The sequence below is a fragment of the Corynebacterium casei LMG S-19264 genome (genome assembly GCF_000550785.1).
Classification (GTDB): Bacteria; Actinomycetota; Actinomycetes; order Mycobacteriales; family Mycobacteriaceae; genus Corynebacterium; species Corynebacterium casei.
In genome coordinates this window covers 1,195,158-1,220,796 of sequence record NZ_CP004350.1, presented here as the reverse complement: position 1 = coordinate 1,220,796, position 25,639 = coordinate 1,195,158, and the positions used below count along the sequence as shown (strand labels likewise).

The 25,639-nt window shown below is 56.3% G+C and carries 22 protein-coding genes; 6 read left to right on the top strand and 16 right to left on the bottom strand.

The window, feature by feature from the left end:
* Window positions 1-31: 31 nt before the first annotated feature.
* Window positions 32-565: a hypothetical protein gene (locus tag CCASEI_RS05610; protein ID WP_006821632.1), complete on the top strand. Its 534-nt coding sequence runs from the start codon at window positions 32-34 to the stop codon at window positions 563-565.
* Between the two features lie 101 nt (window positions 566-666).
* Here CCASEI_RS05610 and CCASEI_RS05605 read toward each other — a convergent pair whose 3' ends face one another.
* Together CCASEI_RS05605 and dnaE are read right to left on the bottom strand one after the other, a co-directional pair.
* A complete protein-coding gene (locus CCASEI_RS05605) occupies window positions 667-1,869 on the bottom strand; it encodes a cobalamin-independent methionine synthase II family protein (protein ID WP_025387424.1) in 1,203 nt (400 codons plus the stop codon).
* A gap of 110 nt (window positions 1,870-1,979) precedes the next feature.
* A complete protein-coding gene (dnaE, locus tag CCASEI_RS05600) occupies window positions 1,980-5,549 on the bottom strand; it encodes a DNA polymerase III subunit alpha (protein ID WP_025387423.1) in 3,570 nt (1,189 codons plus the stop codon).
* 193 nt (window positions 5,550-5,742) lie between these two features.
* Here dnaE and rarD point away from each other — a divergent pair, with 193 nt between their 5' ends.
* A complete protein-coding gene (rarD, locus tag CCASEI_RS05595; protein ID WP_006821629.1) occupies window positions 5,743-6,666 on the top strand; it encodes an EamA family transporter RarD in 924 nt (307 codons plus the stop codon).
* Here the strand turns inward: rarD and CCASEI_RS05590 are convergent.
* The 4 genes from CCASEI_RS05590 to lspA are packed head-to-tail and all read right to left on the bottom strand — an operon-like array spanning window position 6,644 to window position 8,941.
* Window positions 6,644-6,895, bottom strand: a complete 252-nt coding sequence (locus CCASEI_RS05590) for a hypothetical protein (protein WP_006821628.1) — start codon at window positions 6,893-6,895, stop codon at window positions 6,644-6,646. The two genes, rarD and CCASEI_RS05590, sit on opposite strands and share 23 nt — an antisense overlap.
* Window positions 6,879-7,568 carry a hypothetical protein gene (locus tag CCASEI_RS05585; RefSeq protein ID WP_006821627.1) on the bottom strand — a complete coding sequence of 230 codons (690 nt, stop codon included), beginning with the start codon at window positions 7,566-7,568 and terminating at the stop codon, window positions 6,879-6,881. The genes CCASEI_RS05590 and CCASEI_RS05585 overlap by 17 nt, the downstream gene beginning before the upstream one ends.
* Window positions 7,561-8,487, bottom strand: coding sequence for an RluA family pseudouridine synthase (locus tag CCASEI_RS05580; RefSeq protein ID WP_006821626.1), 927 nt, complete (start codon window positions 8,485-8,487; stop codon window positions 7,561-7,563). The genes CCASEI_RS05585 and CCASEI_RS05580 overlap by 8 nt, the downstream gene beginning before the upstream one ends.
* Window positions 8,444-8,941, bottom strand: coding sequence for a signal peptidase II (gene lspA / locus CCASEI_RS05575; protein ID WP_081466606.1), 498 nt, complete (start codon window positions 8,939-8,941; stop codon window positions 8,444-8,446). Before lspA ends, CCASEI_RS05580 begins: the two co-directional genes overlap by 44 nt.
* Window positions 8,942-9,000: 59 nt before the next feature.
* Here lspA and CCASEI_RS05570 point away from each other — a divergent pair, with 59 nt between their 5' ends.
* A complete protein-coding gene (locus CCASEI_RS05570; protein WP_006821624.1) occupies window positions 9,001-9,930 on the top strand; it encodes a hypothetical protein in 930 nt (309 codons plus the stop codon).
* A gap of 38 nt (window positions 9,931-9,968) precedes the next feature.
* Here the strand turns inward: CCASEI_RS05570 and CCASEI_RS05565 are convergent, their stop codons facing one another.
* Window positions 9,969-10,535, bottom strand: coding sequence for a hypothetical protein (locus CCASEI_RS05565; protein ID WP_006821623.1), 567 nt, complete (start codon window positions 10,533-10,535; stop codon window positions 9,969-9,971).
* 136 nt (window positions 10,536-10,671) lie between these two features.
* Between CCASEI_RS05565 and CCASEI_RS05560 the strand changes: the two genes are divergently transcribed.
* Window positions 10,672-11,586, top strand: coding sequence for an asparaginase (locus CCASEI_RS05560; protein WP_006821622.1), 915 nt, complete (start codon window positions 10,672-10,674; stop codon window positions 11,584-11,586).
* On the opposite strand, the gene CCASEI_RS05555 is transcribed toward CCASEI_RS05560, so the two are convergent.
* The 3 genes from CCASEI_RS05555 to CCASEI_RS05545 are packed head-to-tail and all read right to left on the bottom strand — an operon-like array spanning window position 11,583 to window position 15,130.
* Complete coding sequence (locus CCASEI_RS05555) at window positions 11,583-12,914, bottom strand: DNA polymerase IV (protein ID WP_006821621.1); 1,332 nt, start codon at window positions 12,912-12,914, stop codon at window positions 11,583-11,585. The two genes, CCASEI_RS05560 and CCASEI_RS05555, sit on opposite strands and share 4 nt — an antisense overlap.
* A gap of 10 nt (window positions 12,915-12,924) precedes the next feature.
* On the bottom strand, window positions 12,925-14,295 hold the full coding sequence (gene xylB, locus CCASEI_RS05550; RefSeq protein WP_006823525.1) for a xylulokinase: 1,371 nt from the start codon (window positions 14,293-14,295) through the stop codon (window positions 12,925-12,927).
* A gap of 19 nt (window positions 14,296-14,314) precedes the next feature.
* Window positions 14,315-15,130 carry a DeoR/GlpR family DNA-binding transcription regulator gene (locus CCASEI_RS05545; protein WP_006823524.1) on the bottom strand — a complete coding sequence of 272 codons (816 nt, stop codon included), beginning with the start codon at window positions 15,128-15,130 and terminating at the stop codon, window positions 14,315-14,317.
* A gap of 141 nt (window positions 15,131-15,271) precedes the next feature.
* Here CCASEI_RS05545 and CCASEI_RS05540 point away from each other — a divergent pair, with 141 nt between their 5' ends.
* Together CCASEI_RS05540 and CCASEI_RS05535 are read left to right on the top strand one after the other, a co-directional pair.
* Window positions 15,272-16,585 carry an RbtT/DalT/CsbX family MFS transporter gene (locus CCASEI_RS05540; RefSeq protein WP_025387421.1) on the top strand — a complete coding sequence of 438 codons (1,314 nt, stop codon included), beginning with the start codon at window positions 15,272-15,274 and terminating at the stop codon, window positions 16,583-16,585.
* A 6-nt stretch (window positions 16,586-16,591) separates the two neighbouring features.
* Window positions 16,592-18,085 (top strand): mannitol dehydrogenase family protein, encoded by a 1,494-nt coding sequence (locus tag CCASEI_RS05535; RefSeq protein ID WP_051461194.1) that lies wholly within the window; start codon window positions 16,592-16,594, stop codon window positions 18,083-18,085.
* Window positions 18,086-18,180: 95 nt separating this feature from the next.
* Here CCASEI_RS05535 and CCASEI_RS05530 read toward each other — a convergent pair whose 3' ends face one another.
* The 6 genes from CCASEI_RS05530 to CCASEI_RS05505 all read right to left on the bottom strand — a co-directional run bounded on the left by CCASEI_RS05530 (window position 18,181) and on the right by CCASEI_RS05505 (window position 25,461).
* Window positions 18,181-18,981 (bottom strand): EamA family transporter, encoded by an 801-nt coding sequence (locus CCASEI_RS05530; RefSeq protein ID WP_025387419.1) that lies wholly within the window; start codon window positions 18,979-18,981, stop codon window positions 18,181-18,183.
* Window positions 18,982-19,045: 64 nt separating this feature from the next.
* Window positions 19,046-20,065 (bottom strand): MerR family transcriptional regulator, encoded by a 1,020-nt coding sequence (locus tag CCASEI_RS05525; RefSeq protein WP_025387418.1) that lies wholly within the window; start codon window positions 20,063-20,065, stop codon window positions 19,046-19,048.
* A gap of 4 nt (window positions 20,066-20,069) precedes the next feature.
* Complete coding sequence (locus CCASEI_RS05520) at window positions 20,070-20,648, bottom strand: HEAT repeat domain-containing protein (RefSeq protein ID WP_025387417.1); 579 nt, start codon at window positions 20,646-20,648, stop codon at window positions 20,070-20,072.
* A 39-nt stretch (window positions 20,649-20,687) separates the two neighbouring features.
* Window positions 20,688-23,831: an isoleucine--tRNA ligase gene (gene ileS / locus CCASEI_RS05515; protein ID WP_025387416.1), complete on the bottom strand. Its 3,144-nt coding sequence runs from the start codon at window positions 23,829-23,831 to the stop codon at window positions 20,688-20,690.
* A 288-nt stretch (window positions 23,832-24,119) separates the two neighbouring features.
* Window positions 24,120-24,278 (bottom strand): hypothetical protein, encoded by a 159-nt coding sequence (locus CCASEI_RS15215; RefSeq protein WP_006823517.1) that lies wholly within the window; start codon window positions 24,276-24,278, stop codon window positions 24,120-24,122.
* A 73-nt stretch (window positions 24,279-24,351) separates the two neighbouring features.
* The gene (locus tag CCASEI_RS05505) at window positions 24,352-25,461 is read right to left on the bottom strand and encodes a DivIVA domain-containing protein (protein ID WP_006823516.1); all 1,110 of its coding nucleotides are present in this window, start codon (window positions 25,459-25,461) and stop codon (window positions 24,352-24,354) included.
* Window positions 25,462-25,639 lie beyond the last annotated feature (178 nt).

Below are 25,639 nucleotides of genomic sequence, written 5' to 3'. Positions count from 1 at the left end.
TGGCCCGTCTGCCTTCCAAGGAGAAATTTCCATGCGTAACTCCCGCCTTGCTGTTGCTGTTGTTGCAGCTACCAGCGTCGCTGTCTCAGCCTTGACTCCGGTTGCTGCAACTGCACAAACCATCCCGTCTTCCAGCCAGCTGTCCTCCGGTGGCCACATCAACGCGGATGGCTACTCCGACGAGTGCCAGGAAGCTGTAGAAAACGCCCGTGAATACCACGAGCAGGCTGTTGAAGACGGCACCGTTGGTTCCTCCTTCATGGGCCCACAGGAGCTCGCCTTCGGTATCGCTAACGGCTACGGTTCCTCAGGCATGCCAGAAGAGCCAGACTGCATCGAAGAAGAAGATGAGCAGGCAGAAGACGAGCGTTGGGAAAATGTCCCAGATTCTTTGAAGTCTATGCGCGGCAATGAAACCACCGACATGATATTCGCTGTTGTCGGTGCCATCTTGGCAGTCGGCGGCTCCCTAACTCAGGCAGCAACCATCCTGGCAGCATTCTCCCCAGAGGCACGCGACCAGATCGCTAGCGTCTTGCAGCAGTTCGGTTTCCGTCTGCAGTAACCCTACCTGACGCAATACTGCCTGACGCAGAAGAAAGGTGCTGCAACAGTTTCAAACTGTTGCAGCACCTTTCTTTATGTTTTAGCGCTTAGCGCTTGGTACTAGTACAGGCGAGACGAAGCGATATCCGCACCCTTGACCAGAGAATCCAGCTTTGCCCAAGCAATCTGGTGGTTCAGGCGGCCGCCAAGGCCACAGTCGGTGGATGCAACAACCTTGTCGGGGCCAACAACCTCAGCGAAGTTGGAAATGCGGTCTGCAACCAGCTCTGGGTGCTCAACCACGTTGGTGGAGTGAGCAATCACGCCTGGGTATAGCAAGGTGTTTTCTGGAAGTTCAACGTCCTTCCAAATCTTCCACTCGTGTTCGTGGCGTGGGGATGCAGCCTCGAAGGTGTAGCCGCCAACCTCTGCGCGCAGAATCTCTTCCAAGATGACGCCGAATGGAACATCGGTCACGTGTGGTCCGTGCCAAGAGCCCCAGCAGATGTGCAGGCGGGTCAGTTCCTTAGGAATGTCCTTGATGGAGTCATTGAGTACGTCAATGCGCTCACGGACGAAGCCACGGAAGTCTTCGATGGAAGGCTCAGGGTTGATCTGGTCCCACGCTTCCGCCAGGTCTGGTGCGTCGAACTGAACGGTCAGGCCAGCGTCAGTAATTGCCTTGTATTCGTGGGACAGTGCTTCACCACAAGCCTTGATAACGTCAGACTCGGTTTCATAGTACTTGTTTGCAAGGCGTGCTGCGGAGCCTGGGGAAAGCGCTGCGACAAAGCCGTCGGAAACGTTGTGCTTCGCCATTGCATCCTTGAGCAGCTTGACGTCTGCTTCAACTTCTTTCTGGCCAACATAAGTAATTGGGCCGGTGAACTCAGGGTTTCCCACCTTGGCGCGGCCGGTGAAGATGCCGGACTCTGGATCTTCATAAGCCTCGGAGAAGAGCTTACGGTCGCGGCGGTCAGAGAAAGAGGTAAGACGTGGCTTGCCTGGCTCAGAGCGAACTACTTCTTCACTAGCCCAACGGTCAACGTCGGTCATGGTCAGGCCACCCAGGCGGGAGAAAGAGTAGTTCCACCAAGAGCCGTAGTCCACCGCACCGGAGGTGATGTGGCCGTACTCGCCCTCGTTGATGATGTCGATACCGAGCTCGACCTGACGAGCTACAACTTCATCGACTGCCTTTTCCAACAGCTCGAAAAATGCTTCATCTGGAACGGAGCCGGATGCGCGATTCTTGTTTGCTTCCAGCAGTTCTGGGGTGCGTGGGAGTGAGCCAACATGTGTGGTGCGGATTTTTTGTGCCACGAGGTTTTTCTCCTTTAAAGAAATAGACTGTGCTGTCTACCCTATCGCAGATCCACCACCACGCATGATTTTTATTCACGCCCGCGCATAAACCTTGGAGAGATGGGAGGTTAGCCCAAGATGCCGGTGCCCATCGTTGCCTTCAAATCACCCATCAAGCTGGAGGAACGCTCCACCCGCAAGTGGTCAGCCAAGACCATCATGGTGGATTCATCGCCATTGAGCAGAGTCAGATAAACATCTGAATCACCCTTGTTCTTCTCCAATACTTGCTTGAGCTTGGCAATGTTTTCCATAGTGCACTGATCGGTACGCATGCTCAGGCGCAAAGGCAGGCCAGCACCGTTGCCGGGGCCAAGTTCTGGCACGCGAATGTCATTGCAGAAGAAGCTGGTGCGCTCATCGCGCACGCGCACCTGCACCTTGGCCAAGATGATGTTGTCTTCCACAATCTGCGGAGCGACCAGAGAATAGACCTGGTTGAATACCAGGATTTCAACCTGCGCACCGTTGTGGTCCTCGATGGTGACAATGGCCCAGGGCGAGCCATCACGCTTGGAAAAGCGACGGTCCACGCCAGAGATAATGCCGCCGATGACCATCTCCTGGCCATTGCGCATCTCGCCACCAACAACGGTAGTCAGCGTGGTATCAGTCTGTGCTGCAAGTGCATCTTCAAAGCCATCAAGTGGGTGGCCAGAGACATACAGGCCCAGCATTTCGCGCTCAAGGGCAAGTTCGTGTTTGCGGTCCCAGGAATCATCGGGCACTTCAATGGCGAAAGTCGATGCTGCCCCACCGTCTTCGCCACCGAATCCAGCGAACAAGTCGAACTGGCCTTTATCGGCAGCCTTCTTGGTGGACTGTACGGAGTCAACCGCGTCTTCCTGAATCAGCATCAACCCCTTGCGCGGGTGCCCAAGAGAGTCAAAAGCACCAGCCTTAATTAAGGATTCCGTTACACGCTTAGTACAGGCAACAAGCGAAATCTTGTCCAGGTAGTCACTGAAATTCCTAAACGCGCCCTTTTCCCGGCGCGCGGCGATGATGGACTCCACCACTTCAGAGCCCACGTTGCGGATAGCGCCCATGCCGAAGCGAATGTCCTCACCAACAGCCTCGAAGTCCTCTGCGGATTCGTTAACGTCTGGTGGCAGCACCTTGATGCCGAGGTGGCGACAGTCCGCGAGGTAGATAGCAGACTTGTCCTTCTTATCCGCCACAGAGGTCAGCAGCGCTGCCATGTATTCCGGCGCGAAGTAAGCCTTGAGGTAGGCCGTCCAGAAGGACACCAGGCCGTAGCCTGCGGCGTGGGACTTGTTAAACGCGTAAGACGCGAAGGGCTCGATGGTACCCCACAGCGCGTCAACCGCTTTCTGGGAATAGCCGTTGGAGAACATGCCCTTGCTGAACTTCTCATATTCCAAGGCCAGCACTTCTGGCTTCTTCTTACCCATGGCTTTACGGAAGCCGTCTGCTTCACCAGCGGTGTAGTTAGCCAGTTTCTGGGAAATACGCATGATCTGCTCCTGATACACGATCAGGCCGTAGGTCTCGCCCAGAATCTCTGCCAGTGGTTCTTCCAGTTCAGGGTGAATTGGCGTAATTTCTTGGCGGCCGTTCTTACGGTCGGCGTAGTTCCAGTGTGCGTTCACACCCATCGGACCTGGGCGGTACAGCGCCAGGGACGCGACGATATCTTTAAAGCCGGTTGGCTTCATGCGCTTGAGCAGCTCCTGCATGCCGCCGGAGTCCAGCTGGAACACGCCAAGGGTGTCACCGCTCGAGAGTAGGTCATAAACCTTGGAGACCTTCGGGTCGTCGGCATGCAGGTCCTCTAGGTTGAGCTCAATGCCACGGTTTTTCTTGATGTTCGCTAGGGCGTCACCGATAACCGTGAGGTTACGCAGGCCCAAAAAATCCATCTTCAGCAGGCCGATGGCCTCACATGCTGGGTAGTCCAAGCCGGTGATGTACGCACCGTCGGCGGGGCGCTTCCACATGGGGATGTGGTCCATCAGGCGCACGGACGCCATAATCACCGCACAGGCGTGGACACCTGCCTGGCGGACTACGCCTTCCAGGCCGCGCGCGGTGTCATAAATCTTCTTGACATCCGGGTCGGTTTCCACCAGCTGGCGGACCTCGTTGGCCTCAGAATAACGCGGGTGGTCAGGGTCAGTAATACCGGACAGCGGAATGTCTTTCGCCATGATTGCCGGTGGCAGGGCGCCGTTAATGCGGTCAGCCATTTGGAAGCCGGGCTGGCCAAAGTGCACCTTTGCGGAGTCTTTAATGGCCTGCTTGGTTTTCACGGTACCGAAGGTAATAACCTGGGCAATCTTGTCCTCGCCCCAGCGTTCTGCGGCGTATTGGATCATTTCACCGCGGCGGCGGTCATCGAAGTCGATATCGATATCGGGTGCGGATGGACGTTCCGGGTTAAGGAATCGCTCGAACAGCAGGTCGTGTTCAATCGGGTCAATATTGGTAATGGTCAATGCATAAGCAACCAGTGCACCTGCGGCCGAACCACGGCCGGGGCCTACCCAGATGCCGATGGATCGCGCGTGCTTAATAATCTCGGCAACGATCAGGAAGTAGGACGGGTAGCCCTTCATATCAATAACGGAGATTTCATACTCCGCACGCTTGACGTATTCCTCAGGTACTTCCCCGCCGTCGAAACGGTCTTTGAGGCCTTCCATCACTTCGTGGCTTAGCCAAGACGTTGGGGTGTAGCCCTCGGGAACGTCTGCGACAGGCATGCGGTCGTGGGTGTGTTCTTCCCACAGGGAGTCATAGGACTCAACGCGCTCGGCGATCCACAGGGTGTTGTCACAGCCGTCTGGGACCATGTCATCCCACAGTTCACGCATTTGGGCGGCGGACTTGATGTAGTAGCCGGTGCCGTCGAACTTGAAGCGGTCCGGGTCCATCAAGGTCTTACCGGTCTGCACACACAGCATTGCCTCGTGCGACGGTGCCTGGGATTCCAGGACGTAGTGGCAGTCATTGGTCACCAAAGGTGGCAGGTCGAGCTTGCGGCCGATTTCGAGCAGGCCGTCGCGCGTGCGCTTTTCAATGTCTAGGCCGTGATCCATCAACTCGAGGAAGTAATTGTCGCGGCCGTAGATGTCCTGCCACATCGCGGCGGCCTCGAGTGCTTCGTCGAACTGTCCCAGGCGTAGTCGGGTTTGTACATCACCTGAAGGACAACCGGTGGTGGCGATAATGCCATCGGCATGCTCAGCGATGAGCTCTGCATCCATGCGTGGCCATTTACCCAACTGGCCTTCATAAGACGCGAGGGAGGAAAGCTTGAACAAGTTGGACAGACCAGTGGCGTTTTCTGCCAGCATGGTCTGGTGCAGGTACGCGCCGGATGCGGAGACGTCATCGCGCTTTTGATCGGGAGTACCCCACAGCTGACGTTTCTTATTAAAGCGCGAACCAGGAGCCATGTAAGCCTCAATACCGATAATCGGCTTCACTCCGGCTTTGGTCATGCGGCGGTAGAAGGCATCCGAGCCAAACATGTTTCCATGGTCTGTCATGCCCACAGCAGGCATTTCTTGCCGTGCAACCTCTTCTGCAAGCAAATCTACCTTCGCCATGCCGTCCAGCATGGAAAATTCAGTGTGGTTATGCAGGTGTACAAAAGAGGAATTCTTCGCCATGTTCGTCATTGTATCCACCCGAGTCAAATGGCGGGAATTACCTGCTAGGCGGACACTTCGCCCACAAGAGGCAATAAATGATGGTCCTGTGCGGTTGGACTAGAGTAGCGTCTTCATTGCACCATACAATTGCATAATACAATTGCGCCGTACAATCAGGTCTTCGCCAGCCAACAGCATCCGGGAGGGATATATGCCATACGCAATCGGGGCCTACCTACTGTGGGGAGTCTTTCCGGCTTTCTTCCCCCTGCTGTTGCCAGCAACCCCGCTGGAGATTTTGGCGCACCGAATTGTGTGGACTGCTGTTCTCATCATCACCTACCTGATCTTCACCGGTGCATGGCGAGAGCTCACGCAGCTGTCTAAGCGCACGTGGCTGTGGCTCACGGCTGCCTCAGTTGCCATCACCATCAACTGGGGCACCTATGTGATGGCTGTGAATTCTGGGCATGTCGCGGACGCTGCGCTGGGATATTTCATCAACCCCTTGGTCTCTGTTGCGCTGGGCGTTCTGGTGCTCAAAGAGCAGCTGCGTAAGCTACAGATTTCTGCCGTGGGCGTTGCTGCCGTCGCAGTTATTTGGTTGACGTTTATGACAGGTGAGGGTCCGTGGATTTCCCTCATGCTGGCGGCATCCTTTGGCATTTACGGCCTGTTGAAGAAGCAGGTGCAGGTCTCGTCCGCTGGCTCGGTGGCCGCGGAAACTCTGGTCATGTCTCCCGTCGCGCTGATCTACTTGGGTTATTTGAGCGTCAATGGTGAGTCCACGTTCTTGTCTGAGGGCCCAAGCCACACGGCATTGCTGATTATCTCAGGACTGGTTACTGCCCTGCCGTTGATTTTGTTCGCCCAGGGCGCGAAGATGTTGCCGCTGGCAACGATTGGCATGCTGCAGTACATGACCCCGACCATGCAGCTGTTGTGGGCAGTGCTTGTTACTCAAGAACACATGTCGACTGAGCGTTGGATTGGCTTTGTCATCATCTGGTTCGCGGTCGCCTTGTACATGATTGACTTGGTGCGCATTCGCCGTCAGTCCCGCAGGATTGCGTTGTCTTCACCGCCAGAGGAGACGACTCAGACGGAGGATTCTACTTCCTCCAAGCGCGTCTAGCTTTTTCTTCTTTTTCATCAATGGCCCACGAGGGCATGAACCAGCCGAGCACGAGGCACACGATAAAGCCCAGACCGAGTAGCACTTTGCCTTCGGCGGGCTGGTTGCCGAAGAAGAAAAAGCCCAGGCACACGAAGATGCCGACGATCACCATCGCGTACGCGAAGCGATAGTTCGCTGGCCACGAGCTAAAGGTTTCGAGCTTGCTTAAATTACTGGGTAATTTCAAGATCCATCACCGGCCTAATTCCGAAGCTTCCCCACGCGGCATCATCCGGTGCGGCTTCTACTGCAAAGACTCCCTCACGATGGGAGATTTCTTCCAACATATCGCCATTTTCGTAGACGATGACGGAATTGAGTTCCTCATCCCCTACCGCGCGGCTAAAGACATCCGCGCGGGTTTCGCCCTCAATGGGCTCGGGGATTTCCACGGGCAAGAATGCCTCTTGCGTGATGACTGAGCTCACGCGCTGTGCACCCTCAACAGCTTGCGCTGCGGTCTCTGCATCCACGGCGCCATCAAAGCTAACCAGCGCATAGGTGTCATTGCGGGCATCGACAACACTAGTGGCTGCGCGGGTTTGATATTGCTGCGCGGATTCTTCTGGCTCTGGCCCGAGTTGGTCACCCTGCAGTGTCTGGGTCGGTCCCGGACCGCAGGCGCCGGCGAGGAAGATAATCAACAGCAGCATAAACACGAAGATGCCGATGGCGGCTGCGCGCCGACGGCGATAAATATGAGGTGGATGCCGGCGCACCACTCGTGCAGGCACAGCCTGTGCAGCCTCGCTACGCCGGTCGCGGTTGCCCACAGACTGGTTGTGCACAGTCTGCTGCCACGCGGTCTCGCGCGCATTAGTGCGCGGCCTGCGGCGGGGTGGCCGGTAATCCTTATCCACGAAGAACGTCCAAAGCGTGTTGCAGGTCAGCTGGATATTCGGTCTCAATCTCGATCCACCGGCCTGTGCCGGGGTGTTCAAAGCCAAGCTTGACCGCGTGTAGCCACTGGCGGATGAGCCCTAGGCGCTTGGACAGATTGGGGTCTGAACCGTACATCGGGTCACCGCAGCACGGATGGCCAATGGCCGACATGTGCACGCGGATTTGGTGGGTGCGTCCGGTTTCCAGGTGGACATCGAGAAGCGATGCTTCGCGGAATGCTTCCAACAAGCTGTAGTGCGTAATCGCATTCTTGCCGTCTTCGGTCACTGCGAACTTCCAACCGGATGAGGGATGGCGGCCAATGGGCGCATCCACGGTGCCCTCAATCGGATCGGGCAAGCCCTGCACCAGCGCGTGGTAGGTCTTGTGCACGGTGCGCACCTTAAACGCGTGCTTCAGCGCGGTATAAGCGCGCTCCGAAGAAGCCACCACCATTACGCCTGATGTACCAACGTCAAGGCGGTGCACAATACCTTTGCGCTCTGGCGGACCCGAGTTTGAAATTCTATATCCTGCCGCGGCAAGTCCACCGACTACGGTTGGACCATCCCAGCCCACGGAGGGATGCGCTGCCACTCCAACAGGTTTGTTTACGGCAATGATGTCATCATCGGAATAGACCACGTCCATTCCTTCCACCAGTTCTTCTTTGGGAACCAGCGGTGCTGCCGGCTCTGGCAGAGTAACTTCTACCCAGCTTCCGGAGGCGAGGCGGTCGGATTTGGCTACCGCCGATCCATCGACAAGCACTGCGCCTTCAGCACACAAGTCTGCCGCGACGGTGCGGGATAACCCCAACATCTTGGCCAAGGCTGCATCAACGCGCAGCCCCTCATTTCCCTCCGGTACCGGCAGAGTCCGTACTTCCCTGTTCATTTTTCGCCCTCCTTTCCTCCGTCAGCATGGCAAGAATAAATACAATGACACCTACCGTAATAGAGGCATCCGCGATATTGAATACGGCAAAGTTTCCAACGGAAATATAGTCCACGACATGCCCGAACCAAAAGCCTGGTTCCCGAAACAGCCGGTCCGTCAGATTGCCCAACGCACCACCGGCAAGCAAAGCTAGCCCGAACGCTTCCCATCGGTCTTTCATCCGCGGTGCGGCGATGGCCACACCAATGACGAAGACCAACTGGATGGTGGTAAATAGCCAGGTCGATCCCTCTCCGCCCATGGAGAAGGCGGCGCCGGGATTGAATAAGAGATAGAACCTGAACCAATCTCCAATTACGGGGACGGCTTCACCTGGGTTGAGCCAGTTAAGCATGAGCTGTTTAACGGCCTGGTCTATCACTGCAACGGCAATAACTATCACTGCCATCATCTTCACAATTGAGCGCACCTAAACCATTGTAGAGGCAGCCATCCGGTAGGTTTGAATGCATGCGTGTGAAAGCCTCCATTGTTGCCCTTGCGTTAGTTGTGACCGGTTGCAGCTATGAGCCTCCAGGTCCTGCAGTAGAGCAAGCAGTAGCGGCCCCAGTCGACGCCGCGCGCGTGACTGTGGAAGATGCCGGTTCTGGCGACAAGAGGGTGTTGACCTTTGACGATATCGATTCTGAGCAGGACTTGAAGTTTGTGCTCACCGAAGGTTTCGCCCAAGATGTTGTGGATGCCAATGCCCCGACTGATTTTGAGTCCAGCGCCCCGGAAGAATCCACCACCTCTTTTGATCTGAACGCTGAAGTTTCTGAAGCAAGTGATGATCCGGAGCAAACCCCGGCCACACGCAATGCTTTTATGACGTTGAGCAACCCGACTTATAGCGGCACTGATGCGCTGAATGTGGAATCCGGCGATGGTTTCCAGTTCGGTTGGCGCGCCGATGATGCCGGCCAGGTTTCTTCCCTGCGCTTGGCCGCCCCACAGGCCGCGAATGATGATGCTCGTTCCATCTTGGAACAAGCGATTGTGGAATTAACGTCCATGCCGATTGTCTTCCCCGATGAAGAAATCGGTGAAGGCGCCATCTGGACCTTGGATTCGCGCACTTCCGGTGACTCCACCTTGCTTCAGACCACCACCTACACCTTGGACAAGCTCACTGAGACCGGTGCGGAGTTGTCCCTGGATATCAGCCAACGCCCTGCCCTGGGTGCTTTGTCGATGGAAGATGGCGGCGAACTGGAAGTCATGGACACCGAAACCCGTTCCTCTGGCAATCTGACTATTGATTTCTCGCAGCCACTTCCTACCTCCGGCAACATCGACATTGCCACCCGCGTTACCTACGGGACCCAGGAATCAGAAATCCGCGTGTTGCAATCAACCAACACGCGGATGCAGTTCAGCCCAGCAGCTCAAGAGTCTTAAATAACTCCCAAGCGCTGGGCTGAGTGAAGGACTACGTCCTACTGAGTGACTTCGTTGGCCCCGGTATCAACGGTTCCGTCGGTGCACATTTCTGGGACCTGGTCTGGGGTAACGGTGTTGGTAATCAGGGTGCAGGCCCAGGACTGGGACAGCTTCCAGGTGCCTTCTTCGAAGACGAACTCAACGTTTTCAGCGGTCTGGGATGGCTCTTCTGGAACGGTGAAGTTCACGGTTGCCAGGACGGAGTCTGGGGAGTAGCCAGGGATAACTGGGTCTACTACCTCAAAGTTGGCGCCTGATTCGGCCTTGGAAGATGCCATGGTTTCAAACAGCTCAGGGGCGGTTTCGCCACCCTGCACGGTCTTGACCTTGTCCTCTTCGGAGGCAGCGGAGTCAGTTGCGGTGGCCAAGATGGCGTTGAGGTCCGTTGCGGTTGGCAGCTCAGAAGAGGCTGGCGCATCTGAAGTTTCTTCAGCCTGGGTTTCTGGGGCTGCTGCGGTGTCTGCGGAGTCTCCAGACTCTGATTCTGAATCAGAGGAGCACGCGACCAATGCGGTTGCAGCGGTGGCGGCTAGGAAGCCGGCGGTCAGTTTACGAAAAATCAACTAATCTCCTTCAACGAATTTATTCTTTGCCAATCCTACCGGCCACCTTGCGCGATATAAGAACCTGCGCCTTAATTCACAGGGTTTCTTCAAACTTTTGCCCAACCTCTTTACGGCTTTGATTTAAGCTTGCTTTATGTCTGAAACGATTGCAGTAGTAGCTACCGGTGGCACGATTGCGTGCACCCTTGATGAACATGGCGCGCTTGTCCCCACGGTCTCCGCAGCCGAATTGGTTGACGCAGCACTTTCTTTGTCTGCAGTACCTCGCGTGAATACGCGTGCTATTGATTCGGTGCGCTTGGATTCTTCTTCGTTGACTTTGCCGGACTTAGATGACCTTTTGCAGCGGGTACACGCATTGCTTGCTGATGCTTCCATCGCCGGCGTCGTCATCACCCACGGCACGGATTCCATGGAAGATACCGCCATGGCACTCGAGCTTTTCCACATTGGAGATAAGCCAGTAGTTATTACCGGCGCGCAGCGGTCTTTTGACCACCCTGATTCAGACGGCCCGCAAAACTTGGCGGATGCCATTGCCTACGCCACCACCGGCGCGCCGGGCGTGAGCATCCGCTTCGGTGGTTTGACCGTTCCAGCCCGCGGCGCTTTCAAGTCCCACACGTCATCGTTGGAAGCTTTCGCTGCGGTGCCCACCCCAATGAAGACTCGCCCGACATTGGCGCTGACTCCCCTGGCGGGCAATGACGTGGTCATTATTTCTGCCTGGCCAGGCGCGTCGCGAACCATGGTTGATGCAGCGGTAGCTTCCGGTGCGGGCGGCATCATTGTGGAAGCCATGGGTTCCGGCAACATGGGCTCACAAATGGGTGAAGGCGTAGCCGACGCGTTAGAAGCCGGCATCCCAATTCTTATCACCACGCGTGTTCCAGAAGGCTCAGTGTCTTTGGCTTATGGCGGCAGCGGCGGCGGCGCAACCCTCGCGCGCAACGGCGCACTTGGCACCGGCATTTTGCGTGCAGGCCAGGCTCGCATGATGCTACTCGCGGCCCTAGCTACGGGCACTGATGTAGCTGAGCTGCTTTAGTCCTGCTCCGCTAGGTCCACGTCCCACGCCAAAGAATCCACGGGGTCGGCGGGCTGCAGCTGCTCATCATCGGCATCAAAAGACTTGAAGGGGCCAGGTCCGGTAGCGCGGGTTTCAAAGCGCACGCTGACAAAGCCGTGCCCGGTGCCTTGAATCCAGCCGTGTCCGTAGTCGGGGTGAAACACGTCTTGGGTGGCATACCACGTGCGTTTAATGGGAGAAGGTTCTTCTTCGAAGGTGGTTTCCGTGCTGATCACTGCTTGGTCGAGTTCGGGAAAGAGCACGTCTTGGCGTTCTAATTCCAGACCGGAGAAGCCAACGCCGACTAGCCGAATGGGGCCAAGTTCGGCTGGATAGCGTGCCAGAGATTGCATCGCTTTGCGTAGTGTTGCAATGTCATCGGTGGCATAGGCCAGTGTTAAAGACCTGGTTTCACTATGAAAATCGGCCATGCGCATTTTTACCGTGACGGTACGGGCACCGCGTCCATCTTTGAGCAGGCGGCCGTGAGCACCGCTTAAGGCACGCTCGAGAGCGGCATCCACGGTTTCTTTCGTGGTGAGGTCCTCCGGGTAGGTGTGCTCAGCTGAGACTTGCTTGGATTCGGCACGTGGTGCCACTGGGCGGTCATCCACCCCGCGCGCCATCATCCACAGTGCTGGACCGATGGTGCTGCCCAGGGTGATTTCAACTTCGCGTTGACTCAAGGCCGCCAAGTCACCAATGGTCTTGACCCCGATGGAGTGCAGCTTTGTGGCGGTAACTGGACCAACACCCCACAGCTCATCCACGTCGAGCGGATGCAGCATGGCTTCTTGTTTTTCCACGGGAATCACATAAGCGCCATCGGGCTTGGCTTGCCCGGATCCAATCTTGGCAAACTGCTTACCGGAACCAGCGCCAATCGAAGCAGGAAGCCCCACTATGTCCCTAATGGCAGCGCGCAGCTCATGCGCCCAGGATTCAACCTCTTCTGCGGTGGCACCAATAAGTTCCGCCGGTTCCATATAGGCCTCATCAATACTGAGCTGTTCAACCAAGTCCACGCGGGACTCAATGAACTTAAAGACCCGCTGCGAGGCTAGGCGGTAGACCTCAAAACGTGGGCTGACCACTACGGCTTTGGGCCCAATGAGTTGCTGCGCACGATACATGGGCATGGCCGAATGCGCGCCGTACTTGCGTGCTTCATAGGAAGCACCAGCCACAACACCACGGCCGGACATGCCGCCGACCAAAACTGGTCGGCCCATCAAGGTAGGCCGGGTCAGCTGTTCACACGATGCGAAAAACGCATCCATATCAATGTGAAGAACCCAACGTTGCATACCAACAAGTCTAGAAGTTTGCGGTCAAATCCCTAATTTGTTGATAACGCGCCACCGTATCCGGGTTCGCCTCCCCGCGGTAGGTGGTGGTACCAGCAACATCCCATTGCGGTGGCTTATCCGCGCCAGACAATGCCCACGCGGCTTGGCGGGCAGCACCAAGCGCAACATATTCGCTCGGTGCAGGCAAAGCCACATCCACGCCAAAGATGCTGGGGGCAAACTGTTGCATAGCCTCGCTGCGCGCAGCACCACCGGTGAGCAGGACGCGGTTGGCCTTGTGCCCCATCGCCTTTTCTACTGCCTCGATAGCATCAAGCATGGAACACAGCAAACCTTCCACCACACCGCGAGCAAAGTCTTCCCGCGTGGTGTCGGTGCGCAGGCCTGTCAAAAGCCCCGTTGCGTGCGGCCGGTTCGGGGTGCGCTCACCATCGAAATAAGGAAGCAACGTTACCGATGACTTCCCGGCCAGGGCCATTTCCGACAGGCCCTTGTGATCGACTCCCAAAAGGTTTGCTGCGAAGTCCAGAACTTTCGCGCCGTTGAGAGTGCACGCAAGCGGAAGATATGCGCCTGTGGCATCAGAAAATCCGGTGACCAGACCGTTGTCGTCATGTACGCTGTGCTCACTCCACGCGCTGGCCACACCCGAGGTACCAACGGACACACAGACATCCCCCGGCTGCAGGTCCAAGCCCAACGCCGCCGCCATATTATCGCCAGTACCAGCCGCGATTGCAGCACCCGTTGCAGTGCGGCCAACAATCTCATTGGGCTCGGCAATACGTGGCAGCTGCACGCTATGGCCTAAGAACTGCTCCGCTAGTTCAGGCATGAAGCGGCGCTCACGCGTGGAGTAATAGCCGGTGCCAGAAGCATCACCATGATCAGTGGTGAACTCTTCTCTCCCACCCAAATGCCAGGTGAGATAGTCATGCGGCAGCACTGCTTTAGAAACTCTCTTGGCATTTTCAGACTCATTATCACGCAGCCATCGCAGCTTCGTCGCGGTAAAAGACGCAACTAGCACAGAGCCAGTTAGCTCCACGGTCTTGTGCGCACCGCCAAGTTCTTCAACTAATTCCACCGCGGCATCCGCTGAAGACACGTCATTCCACAACATCGCATCACGCACAGTGTTGTTATCTTCATCCAGCGTCACCATGCCGTGCTGCTGACCAGCGACTGCTACAGCATCTGCTTTCTCCAACAATCCTGCGGTTGCTTCATCCAGCGCCTCAATCCAGCGCGCCGGGTCAACTTGGGTGCCGCCCGGATGGCTAGCGCGAGCTTGATCAACAATCTCCCCCGAGGCGGCATCAACTAACACCGCTTTGCACGACTGCGTGGAGGAATCAATGCCAAGAACATAAGTCATAGTGGAATCTCACTTAAATCTATTTCAAAACGGCCGGCGGTTGCAGGGTCGGTGTCGGCTGGGCAGTGTCAACAAGGTGGAGTCTAGCGCCGGTTTTCTCCAGCAGCTCGCGCTCATCACCATCGAGGTTGTTGTCCATGACTATGTCATCAAACTCGCTCAAACGCGCGACAAAGTGCATTCCGACGTTGTCGAACTTCGAAGAATCAGACACCAAAATCTTGCGGGTACCCAGGCGAACAAAGGCAGACTTGGTGATCGCAGCATCCTCATCAGGGTGATAGATTCCGGCTGCGTTAACACAGGTGGTGGACACAATCGACACCGTGGCATTGAGCCTTTCCACCGCATTGCAGGTGGCTTGGCCCAGGAAGGAATCTGTCTCCACGCAGTAGCGCCCACCCGCACCGGTGAGAGCAACCTCCGGTGCGTGCGCTGAGACCACGTTGAGCACCTTCAATGAATGGGTAATGATTCCAACGGGGCCAGCGGACAACACATCAGGAACGCAGTATTCCACCGTCGTGGAATCATCCAGCGCCACAATGTCACCTGTTGAAACTAACGTCGCAACATAAGAAGCTAACGCCTTTTTAACATCCACGTTGGTCTCACGGCGGGTTTCCACGTTGGTTTCAGAAAATTCTGGCTCGACGAATTTTGCGCCGCCGCGCACACGCTCAATCTGGCCTTCCTCGGCCAGGAAATCTAGATCACGGTGAATGGTCATCACACTGACTTCGAAGCGTTCTGCCAGCTCATCGACCCGGGCATGCCCGGAATGACGGACAGTGCCCAAGATGTCCGCGCGCCGGATTTCTGCTTGGCTCGCCATCAATTCACCTCTACCCTTCTCACGCTTTTGTGAATTTTAACATTAATTCTGCTATTTATAACATCCTTTTGTTAAATCCATGTTAGTTTGGTCTTCATCACAGAATGTGACGGTGACCTTTACTGAAACGGAGTCTATTACATGTCACACGAACCATTGGTAGAAAGACTTGGTATTCCGCGGCCTTTAATCTGGGGCTTCATCGGCCTCGCCATCTTCATGATTGGCGATGGTGTCGAAACCAACATCCTCGAACCCTTCCTTTCCTCTGAGCACGGCTTCACTGTTTCCCGCGCTGGCCTGCTGGTCACGGTCTACGGTGTGGCAGTGGCCATCGCTGCATTCTTCGCCGCAGCCCTTTCTGACCTCTGGGGCCCACGCCGGGTGATGATGCTCGGCGCTGGCATCTGGGTGGTCTTTGAACTCGCATTCTTGTTGTTTGCCTTGACCACCAGCTCCACCACGCTCATCTTCTTAAGCTACGGTTTGCGTGGCTTTGGCTATCCACTCTTTGCGTATGGCTTCCTGGTATGGATTACTGCGGTCTCTCCCGCTGACAAGCTTGGCACTGGAACCGGCTGGTTCTATGTGGCTTTCTCCGCGGGTCTGCCAACCCTGGGTGCGCTAACCGCTACCATTTCCATGGCGTGGTTCGACCTGAACTTCTATGAGACCCTCTGGGTTTCGCTCGTGCTGGTAGTCATCGGCGCAGCCTGTGCGCTCATCGGTGTCAAAGAGCGCATCGGCCGCGCACCACTGGTGGACAATGCCGATGACGTATCCGCCACCTTGGGCGCTTCTTTCAAGCTGCTCATCCAAGACCGCCGCGCACGCTTTGTGGTCTACATCCGCACCATCAACTCCATTCCGACCTATGCCATGGCTGTGTTCTTCCCCGCTTACTTCACTGAGCGTCTGGACTGGCCACTGGCATGGTTCCTCATCCTGACCACTGTTATTTACGCGGTCAACTTGCCGTTCAATCCGTTCTACGGCCGCATTGGTGACAAGTTCGGCTGGTCCAAGACCACCGTGTGGGCTGGCGCTATCGCCTGTGCAGTCACACTCGCCATGGTCTACTTCGTGCCAATGATCTCCGTTGGTATGGGATTGCCAGATGGCGTGGGCTTTGCCCTCACCTTGGCCTGTGGTGCACTCTTTGGTGTCTCCCTCGCGGGCTTTGTTCCGCTCTCCCCCATCGCGGTATCGCTCAAGCCAGAGCGCCCCGGTGCAGCAATGGCTGCTTATAACTTGGGCGTCGGCGGCGCAGTCGCTGCTGGTCCAGCATTGGTGGCAATCTTCTACCCACTGGTTGGCGCGACCGGCCTGATTCTGATTTTCATCGGCCTTTTCATTGCGGCAGCTTTCATGGCGCACAGCCTGCGCGGCACTCAGCCAGGCTTTGATGGCATGCCAGCAGTAAAATCTCTCACCGAAGTTCCTGAAGGAGTCTAAACTTCAATGTCTACAATTCAGACCAAAACCCAGCTTAACCAAGAAACTCTTCCTTCCCTCCCCGTCGAGGGGCCAGCGCATGACCGCGACGCAATCACCGCAGGTATCGTGCACTTCGGTGTCGGTGGTTTCCACCGCGCGCATCAAGCTCTGTACATCGATAAGCTCATGCGAAACGGTGAAGCCATGGACTTTGGCATCATCGGCGTCGGCGTCATGCCCTCCGATGTGCGCATGCGTGATGCCCTCAAGGGCCAGGATTGCTTGTACACCTTGACGGAGAAAACTCCCGATGGCCAGCACTATTCCCGCGTGATTGGCTCCATTGTTGACTATCTCTATGCCCCAGATGATCCGGCGGCCACAGTCGCAGTGCTTGCCGATGCTTCCATCAAGATTGTTTCCCTTACCGTCACCGAGGGAGGCTACAACTTTGACCACGTGCGCGGCGAGTTCAACCTGGACAACCCTCAGGTTGCTGCCGATGTCGCAGATTTGAAGGAAGGCAAGACGGATTCCTTGCGCACCTTCTACGGCCTAATAACTGCCGCACTCATTGCCCGCCGTGATGCCGGCACTGTGCCGTTTACTGTGATGTCTTGTGACAATATCCAGGGCAACGGCGAGATGGCGCACCGCATGTTCTTGTCTTTTGCCAATGCTATCGATACCGAGTTGGCCGCGTGGATTGACCAGGAGGTTCCTTTCCCGAACTCCATGGTGGACCGCATCACCCCGGAAACCACCGATGATGACCGCGCGGAGTTGGACTACGCCGATGCCTGGCCAGTGGTCTGTGAGGACTTCACCCAGTGGGTGCTGGAAGATAAGTTTGCTGCTGGGCGTCCTGCTTATGACAAGGTCGGCGTGGAACTAGTTGATGATGTTGTGCCGTATGAGCTGATGAAGCTACGTCTGCTCAACGCTTCACACCAGGGCTTGTGCTACTTCGGCTACCTGGCCGGGCACCGTCTGGTCCACGATGTCATGGCGGATCAGCGTTTTGCTGATTTCCTGCTGGCGTACATGGAACAAGAAGGCACCCCGTCTCTTCGCCCACTGCCGGGCGTGGACTTGGATGCCTACCGCCACCAGTTGATTGCCCGTTTCGGCAATGCCGCTATTAAGGACACCGTGGCGCGTTTGTGCGCTGAATCTTCTGACCGCATCCCCAAGTGGCTGCTGCCAGTCGTGCGAGAGAACCTGGAATCCGGCAATGCGCCTGTGACCTTGTCTGCTGCCATCGTCGCGTCCTGGGCACGCTATGCCGAGGGCGTTGATGAGCAAGGCCAGGACATCAACATCAATGACCGTATGGCCGACCGCCTGAAGGAAAACGCGTCAAAGAACCGCGAGGACATCCTGGCGTTCATCCGCGACCGCGAAGTCTTCGGCGACCTCGTGGATAACGAGGAGTTCACCACCGCATACGCCGATGCGCTGCGCAGCCTGCATGAGGTTGGCTCTGAAGCCACCTTGGATAAGTTGCTTGCGCGCTAGCACCGCGCAAGCTAAATCTGTGCACAGCTAAAGCCGCGAAGACGTCTACTGCCGGACGCCTTCGCGGCTTCGGTGTTTCTGTATGTCCGTGACGCTTAATTTCGCCGCAGCCCCACCGCGATGATGATAAGCACAATGCCGATGATTTCAGCGGTGGTGAGCCACTGCCCCAGCGCGAGTGCACCAACGATGGCAGCGACTACGGGCAGGATGGCTTGCAGCAAGGCGAAGTAGCTCGAGCCTGCCATGCGCAGCACCACCTGGTCCAAGCTGTACGGGATTGCGGCGGACAACAGTCCCAGCCCGGCAGCCAGCCCCAACACTGTGATGCCGGGAAGACCCGGGTCCTCTGGCCAGATCAAAAGCATGACTGGGAGCGCTAATAGCCCGGCATAGGAAAAGCCGACGGCCATGGATGCACGTGAGTTTTCTTTATCCGCGGCAATGTGGCTGGAAATAAGAATGTAACCAGCCCAGAACAAGCCTGCGGCCAGCGCCCACATAATGCCGACTGCGTTATCGGACCATGTAGCACCAGAAATGACCAGCACGCCGGCAGCAGCGAAGAATAGTGCAATCCAGTCGCATGCCCGGCGCGATCCCCACGCTGCCACAACAACAGGGCCGAGGAATTCAATGGCAACTGCCGTGCCCATCGGAATATGGTTGAGTGACTGGTAGAAGGCCATATTCATAGCCATGGTCATAACGCCATAGATAGCGGCATTGCGCCCGGCCACACCACCAAAAGCGCGCAGCTTCGGGCGGTTGAGAATCAGCAAGATGACCCCGGCGGCTGCGACACGAAACCATGCCACAATCACGGGTGAGAAGTTTTCAAACAAGCCCACCGCAATAGCCGCGCCGGCGTATAAGGAAGCACCTGACACCGCCATTACCGCGGGCGCAGCGAGCCCTTTTGCCGCAGCGCTTGTGTTTATTTGACCATCCGCATTCACATCAGGGCATATTACCCCGTGTGCGCACAATAGCTTTGGCGGTCAGCGCCACCACGGGGGTGGGGTCATCAAGCAGGACCAACAGCAACTCATCAGAGTCTTCGAACTCCGCGAGTGCTTGGACCAGGCGCGCGCGTTGTTCCTGCGTTCTGTCGTCGTTTAACAACGCACCAATCGTGTCCAGTGCTGCTTCGTGCCAGCTCGGAGATTGCGCAAGTACTTCAGAGGCTTGCACGTCATGATCACCGTCCACAATCATCCGAAGCAGTTCATCAAAAGCAACTAGCACACCGCGCTCGCCTAAAGAAAGTGCTGCGACTGCTCGGATATCTGTGTCCTCATCATCCAGCGCACCGCGCAGATGCTCGAAGACTTCCTCACTCCGCTCCGACTGCTTCGTCCCCGCGGTTGTCCTCGCAGCTGCCTCAGCAAGGATTCGCACCGCACGCATGCGAACTTCCTTGTCTGCGGAGGCCAAAGCCCGTGATACTTCTTCAAGGGCTACGTCGCCAGCTTGCAGCATTGACCAGGACAGCGCACCTGCAACATTGAGGTCCTTTTCGGCTATCGCAGAACGCGCCACCATGCGCGGATGGGCTGCAGGTGCCAAACGCAGCGCGGAACCTTGGCGTGCGGCGGGCTCATGGGAACGCAGGTTCTTCAGCAAATTCATGACGTTGAGTGCTGCACGCCAGTCAGTGACATCAGATCCTCTAACCGCCAGCAACTGCTCAAAGAGGCGCTTTTCCTCACGCAACCGGGCCCGCGATTCCGCAATGAGCTCATCAATGACCTCTGCAATGCGGTGGTCGGGGTCATCGAGTGCACTTTTCACCTCGGTCAGACTTAGTCCCAAGCCACGCAATCCTTCAATATGGAAGACTCTTTCCAAGTCCGCATCATCATAGATGCGATAGCCAGCACTTGTGCGGGCACCTGGTTCAATGAGGCCGAGCTTTTCGTAATACCGGAGCATGCGAGCGCTCACGCCCGTTGTCTCAGCCATCTCTCCGATTCGCATGGTCTTAGTCTGCGCTATCAATTCCTAGCGCCGCAACCTTACGCGCAAACTCTAGATGGGTGTGGTCTTCCCCATCTGGATCATCGATAAGCGCCAAAGCGTGCTGGGCGTGATGCGCTACGAGCTGGACGCGATCACGCGCGAGTGGGCCGAAGCTTGCCAGTGCCCGGCTCAGGCTGCGCTGGGTCTCCACCTCCCCCCGACCCAGCTCCCCAACGAATTCAGCGATGAGATCATCGACTTCTGCCTCTGGAACTGAAGCCACCGCCACCCGCCATGCGGTAGTACGCACTGCAGCATCGTCATCATGAAGCAATGCGGGAGTAATAACAGCCCAGGTATCCGGATGCCCAAGCTTGGACAAAGTGTGCAGGGCTTGGGCGCGCGCACGGGGGTTATCCAGTGCACGCACCAAGAGTGGATAAACCTCATCCTGTGGATGCCTGGTTAAAGCCCAGGTCAACATGTCACGGACGAAGAAGTCCGGCTCACTACCCAGCTGCTCAATGAGCTTGGGTAGGTCGCCGGACTGTGGGTTGGTGCCCATTGCCAGGGCACTGCGCAGGCGTGTGGAAGAATTCATTCCTCCATGACACAACCTGACACCGTGTCAAGGTCAAGACTAGTTCTTAGCCACCTGTGCGGTTACGCCGGAAATAACCTCATGGGTCTCACTGTCAAGAGCCTCAGTGGTGACCTGGAAGTCGGTCGCCAGAGTCTCCGTTGCGATGTGATCAACGTGGCGGGTAGCCCACTCATTCTTATCCGCTGGAACAGACAGAACAACGCTGATGCGGTCGGAGACCTCAAAGCCAGAGGCCTTACGTGCATCCTGCAGACCACGGATAACATCCGCTGCCCAACCTTCAGCCTCGAGCTCTTCGGTGACCTCGGTGTTCAAAACAACCAAGCCATCTAGACCATCGATGCGTGCAGTGGACTTTGGATCCGCTGCTTGCAAACGCTCGGTGTACTCTTCTGGGCTCAAAGTGATGTCACCATCGACCACAACGTTTTCACCATCTCGGGTATAGTTGCCAGCCTTCAAGTTCTTGATCGCACGCTGAACATCCTTACCCAGACGAGGACCAGCAACCTTAGCGTTGCAGACAACCTCGAAGGTGCCAACCGAGTCAACATCATCAGTCAGGGAAACTTCCTTGACGTTGACCTCATCGCGGATGATGTCCTTGAACGGATCAAGCTGAGCAGAGTCAGTCACTGCAACGGTCAGACCTGGCAGTGGCAAACGGTTACGCAGCTTGTTGGACTTACGCACAGAGCTTGCAGCGGATGCCACCGCGCGGGTGGTGTCCATTGCTTCTACCAGTGCAGCATCCGCTGGGTAATCCTCAGCCATCGGGAACGCAGTCAGGTGCACCGAACGCTCACCAGTGAGACCACGGTAGATGACCTCAGAGATGTGTGGCAGCAATGGCGCGACCGCACGGGAAACGGTGTGAAGCACGGTGTAGAGGGTGTTGAATGCCTCTGGGTGAGCTTCCTGGCCTTCCCAGAAACGGTCACGGGAACGGCGCACGTACCAGTTGGTCAGCGCATCTGCGAACAGACGGACCTCATTGGTTGCGGTGGAGATATCCGTGTTCGCCAATGCTTCATCCACGTTCTTGACCAAGTCGTGGGTCTTAGCCAGGATGTAGCGGTCCAGCACGTTCTCAGAGCTGGTGTCGAACTTCGCATCTTCTGAGGCGTACAGGTTCAAGAAGGTGTACGCGTTCCAGATTGGCAGCAGCGCCTGGCGCACGCCATCACGGATGCCCTGCTCGGTGACAATCAGGTTGCCGCCGCGCAGGATTGGCGAGGACATCAGGAACCAACGCATAGCATCCGAGCCATCGCGGTCGAAGACCTCGTTGACGTTCGGGTAGTTGCCCTTGGACTTGGACATCTTCAGTCCGTCATCACCGAGCACGATGCCGTGAGCCACAACCTTCTTGAACGCTGGGCGGTCAAAGAGTGCAGTGGACAGGACATGCAGCAGGTAGAACCAACCACGGGTTTGCCCGATGTACTCCACGATGAAGTCGGATGGTGAGTGCGTATCAAACCATTCCTTGTTCTCGAATGGGTAGTGCACCTGCGCGAAAGGCATGGAGCCGGAGTCGAACCACACGTCGAGAACATCTGGCACACGGCGCATCATGGACTTGCCGGTTGGGTCATCTGGGTTTGGACGAACCAGTTCATCAATGTGCGGACGGTGCAAGGACTCTGGACGCACACCGAAGTCGCGCTCTAGTTCATCAAGAGAACCGTAGACATCCATGCGTGGGTACTCATCATTATCCGAGAGCCACACTGGGATTGGGGAACCCCAGTAGCGGGTACGGGAGATGTTCCAGTCGCGTGCGCCCTCGAGCCACTTGCCGAACTGGCCATCACGAACGTGCTCTGGCATCCACTCAATCTCATTGTGGTTGAGCTCAACCATGCGGTCACGGATCTTGGTGACGTCAACGAACCATGCTGGCAAAGCCTTGTAGATCAGTGGCTCGCCGGAGCGCCAGGAGTGTGGGTAGGAGTGCTCGATGGTGACGTGGCGGATAACGCGGTTCTTCGCCTTCAGGTCACGGATGATGTCCTTGTTGGCATCAAAGACCAGCTGGCCTTCGTACTCCGGGGTCTGTGAGGTGAACTTGCCGTCATCATCAACTGGCATAACCAGTTCAATTCCGTACTTTGCGGTGGTCGCCATATCGTCCTCACCAAAAGCAGGAGCCTGGTGAACAACGCCAGTACCGTCTTCAGTGGTGACGTAATCAGCCAGCAGAACCTGGAAGGCGTTTGGCTGATCCTTGAAGTAATCAAAGATTGGCTGGTAGGTGATGCCCTCAAGCTCCGCACCCTTGAAGGTCTTGAGAACCTCATGGTCTTCACCGAATTCCTTTGCGAAGGATGCAACGAGTGCCTCTGCCAGTACAAACTTCTGGCCGGTGAACTCGGTGTCGCCACCAACGCGCACCAGTGCGTAATCAACTTCTGGGTGCACAGCCAATGCCAGGTTAGAAGGCAGAGTCCATGGCGTAGTGGTCCATGCGAGGAACGCCGCATCCGCCAGCTCTTCTGGTGCGTTGCCCGTGATTGGGAACGTCACCGTCAAGGTTGGGTCCTGACGCATCTTGTAAGAATCATCCAGGCGGGTTTCCTGGTTCGACAGTGGGGTGTGCTCAGCCCAAGAGTAAGGAAGCACGCGGAAGCCCTGGTAGATAAGTCCCTTGTCATAAAGGGTCTTGAATGCCCAGATGACGGACTCCATGTAACTTTCATCCATCGTCTTGTAGCCGTTTTTGAAATCTACCCAACGAGCCTGACGGGTGACGTATGCTTCCCACTCATCGGAGTAGCGCAGCACCGACTCAGCACAATAGTCATTGAACTTCTCCAGACCCATGTCTTCGATCTGGGCTTTGTCAGTGATGCCGAGCTGCTTTTCAGCTTCCAGCTCGGCTGGTAGACCGTGGCAGTCCCAACCAAAGACGCGTGGGACGTAGTTGCCCGCCATGGTGCGGTAGCGCGGAACAATGTCCTTGACGTAGCCGGTCAGCAAGTGACCGTAGTGTGGCAGACCGTTTGCGAAGGGAGGGCCATCATAAAAGATGTACTCAGGGTTGCCCTTGCTCTGGTCTAAGGATGCCTGGAAGGTGTCATCATCTGCCCAAAACTCTTGGACTTCGGTTTCCATTTCAGGGAACTTGGATGAAACACCGGTCATATCGACCTTGGGGTAAACGTGTCCTACGTCCATTACTAATTCCTTCACTTGGTCAATGTGTTGAGCTACAGGGACGCACTTTTCGTACGCGGTACCACCCTGCTTGAGCTTCAAAAGCTCCACTTCATTGGTAGTGAAAGATGTTTCGGTCCTACCCGTTCGGTTCTACTGAGCACCACTGCAAACAAGCATTAAACACGTTCGCTGACATCGTGCCGTTCTTCCGAAATACTCCCCGGTGATGGCCGGATCATTGCATACGCTGCTTACTTTACACGCAACGTCAAATTCTGCACATCTTAGCCAAGACGTGCCGCTCCACTATTTCTTCGACTTCTTATACCAGTCAATGGCAAACAGTACTAAGCCTGCGCCGGCAGCAACGAAGACAACAATGAGAGACCATGTTGCGGCGGACAAAATGTAATTAACAAACGCGATAAACGCTACGAGAGCAAGAACTAATGCTGCAACCAGCACACTAATCTCCTATCAATGCAAACACCCCCGTGCTACAGATTAAAACTGCAGCGCGGGGGTGTCATGACGTTTACTAGTTAGCGTCCTTAGAAACATCACCATTAGGTGCTGCAGAACCACGGGACTCGAGCTCATCCAGCTGAGACTGCAACAGAGTCTTCAGGCGGGTGCGGTACTCGCGCTCGTAGGTGCGCAGCTCAGCGATGCGGTTCTCAAGAGCAGTCTGCTGGGTCTTGATGGTGGTCATGACCTCATTGTGCTTCTTGGTAGCCTCTGCCTCGAGAGCAGCAGCCTTGTCCTCTGCCTGACGTACCTGGGCCTCTGCACGGGAGTTAGCCTCGGACTCAGTCTGCTTAGCCTTAGCCTCTGCATCAGCAACCAGCTTCTTGGAGCGAGCATCTGCCTCAGACAGCTGGGTGGTGGAGCGGGACTCAGCGTCAGCCAACTGCTTCTCAGCAGCTTCGCGTGCCTCAGTCAGCATGGAGTCAGACTCAGCGCGTGCCTCGTTGGAGAGACGGTCAGCCATATCCTGAGCAAGGCCCAGGATGCGAGCTGCCTGCATGTGGGTCTCCGGAGTTGCAGGACCAGTTGTACCTGCAGCGGCAGCGCCAGTTGCTGCGGCGCCGGTAGCAGCCGCCGCTGCTGGTGCAGCAGACTTGGAAGACTTCAGGTCGGAGTTTTCCTTCTTAGCAGCGTCAAGTTCCTTCTTCGCTGCCTCGAGCTCCTTGCGGACCTTAGCGGTCTCATCCTCAGCTGCCTTGACCTCAGCGGTGTTGTCCGCTGCCGGTGCAGAAGTAGCAGCTGGCTTAGTTGCAGTCTTAGCCTTGGAAGCTTCTTCCTTAGCCTTGGTAGCTTCAGCCTTGGCCTTAGAAGCCTCGTCCTTAGCCTTGGTGGTCTCCGCCTTAGCGTCGGCCAACTTCTTTTCGTATTCTGCACGAAGTTCGGACTCGACCGACTTGCGGACAGCAGCTTCATCTACAGCAGGTGCAGCGGCAGCAGCCTTGGTCGAACCAGAACCGTCCTCGACCTGCTTCTGCAGTTCGTAGTTCTCATCCTGGAGCTGGGCTAGGGCATCCTCAACGAGATCGAGGAACTGATCGACCTCGTCTTCGTTGTAGCCACGCTTGCCAATCGGCGGCTTGCTGAATGCGACATTGTGTACGTCAGCGGGTGACAGTGGCATGGACTTCTCTTCCCCTTCAAGTCGGTCGAACTCCGGTGACCCGAAGTACTTTCACACTTCTTCACCTTAGTGGACATAGCCACATCGGCGTTGAAGTTTAATAAATGTACGTTTTCTCTAAATCTAAACTACTAGGTTACTTAATTCTAGTTAAAACGTCCGTGTTTCAATGGGTTTC

Excerpts from the sequence above, each read along its gene's own strand:
- CCASEI_RS05610 (WP_006821632.1), top strand. The coding sequence starts at position 32 with ATGCGTAACTCCCGCCTTGCTGTTGCTGTTGTTGCAGCTACCAGCGTC.
- dnaE (WP_025387423.1), bottom strand. The coding sequence starts at position 5,549 with ATGGCGAAGAATTCCTCTTTTGTACACCTGCATAACCACACTGAATTT.
- rarD (WP_006821629.1), top strand. The coding sequence starts at position 5,743 with ATGCCATACGCAATCGGGGCCTACCTACTGTGGGGAGTCTTTCCGGCT.
- CCASEI_RS05580 (WP_006821626.1), bottom strand. The coding sequence starts at position 8,487 with ATGAACAGGGAAGTACGGACTCTGCCGGTACCGGAGGGAAATGAGGGG.
- lspA (WP_081466606.1), bottom strand. The coding sequence starts at position 8,941 with ATGATGGCAGTGATAGTTATTGCCGTTGCAGTGATAGACCAGGCCGTT.
- CCASEI_RS05570 (WP_006821624.1), top strand. The coding sequence starts at position 9,001 with ATGCGTGTGAAAGCCTCCATTGTTGCCCTTGCGTTAGTTGTGACCGGT.
- CCASEI_RS05560 (WP_006821622.1), top strand. The coding sequence starts at position 10,672 with ATGTCTGAAACGATTGCAGTAGTAGCTACCGGTGGCACGATTGCGTGC.
- CCASEI_RS05555 (WP_006821621.1), bottom strand. The coding sequence starts at position 12,914 with ATGCAACGTTGGGTTCTTCACATTGATATGGATGCGTTTTTCGCATCG.
- xylB (WP_006823525.1), bottom strand. The coding sequence starts at position 14,295 with ATGACTTATGTTCTTGGCATTGATTCCTCCACGCAGTCGTGCAAAGCG.
- CCASEI_RS05545 (WP_006823524.1), bottom strand. The coding sequence starts at position 15,130 with ATGGCGAGCCAAGCAGAAATCCGGCGCGCGGACATCTTGGGCACTGTC.
- CCASEI_RS05540 (WP_025387421.1), top strand. The coding sequence starts at position 15,272 with ATGTCACACGAACCATTGGTAGAAAGACTTGGTATTCCGCGGCCTTTA.
- CCASEI_RS05535 (WP_051461194.1), top strand. The coding sequence starts at position 16,592 with ATGTCTACAATTCAGACCAAAACCCAGCTTAACCAAGAAACTCTTCCT.
- CCASEI_RS05530 (WP_025387419.1), bottom strand. The coding sequence starts at position 18,981 with ATGGCGGTGTCAGGTGCTTCCTTATACGCCGGCGCGGCTATTGCGGTG.
- CCASEI_RS05525 (WP_025387418.1), bottom strand. The coding sequence starts at position 20,065 with ATGCGAATCGGAGAGATGGCTGAGACAACGGGCGTGAGCGCTCGCATG.
- CCASEI_RS05520 (WP_025387417.1), bottom strand. The coding sequence starts at position 20,648 with ATGAATTCTTCCACACGCCTGCGCAGTGCCCTGGCAATGGGCACCAAC.
- ileS (WP_025387416.1), bottom strand. The coding sequence starts at position 23,831 with ATGGACGTAGGACACGTTTACCCCAAGGTCGATATGACCGGTGTTTCA.
- CCASEI_RS05505 (WP_006823516.1), bottom strand. The coding sequence starts at position 25,461 with ATGCCACTGTCACCCGCTGACGTACACAATGTCGCATTCAGCAAGCCG.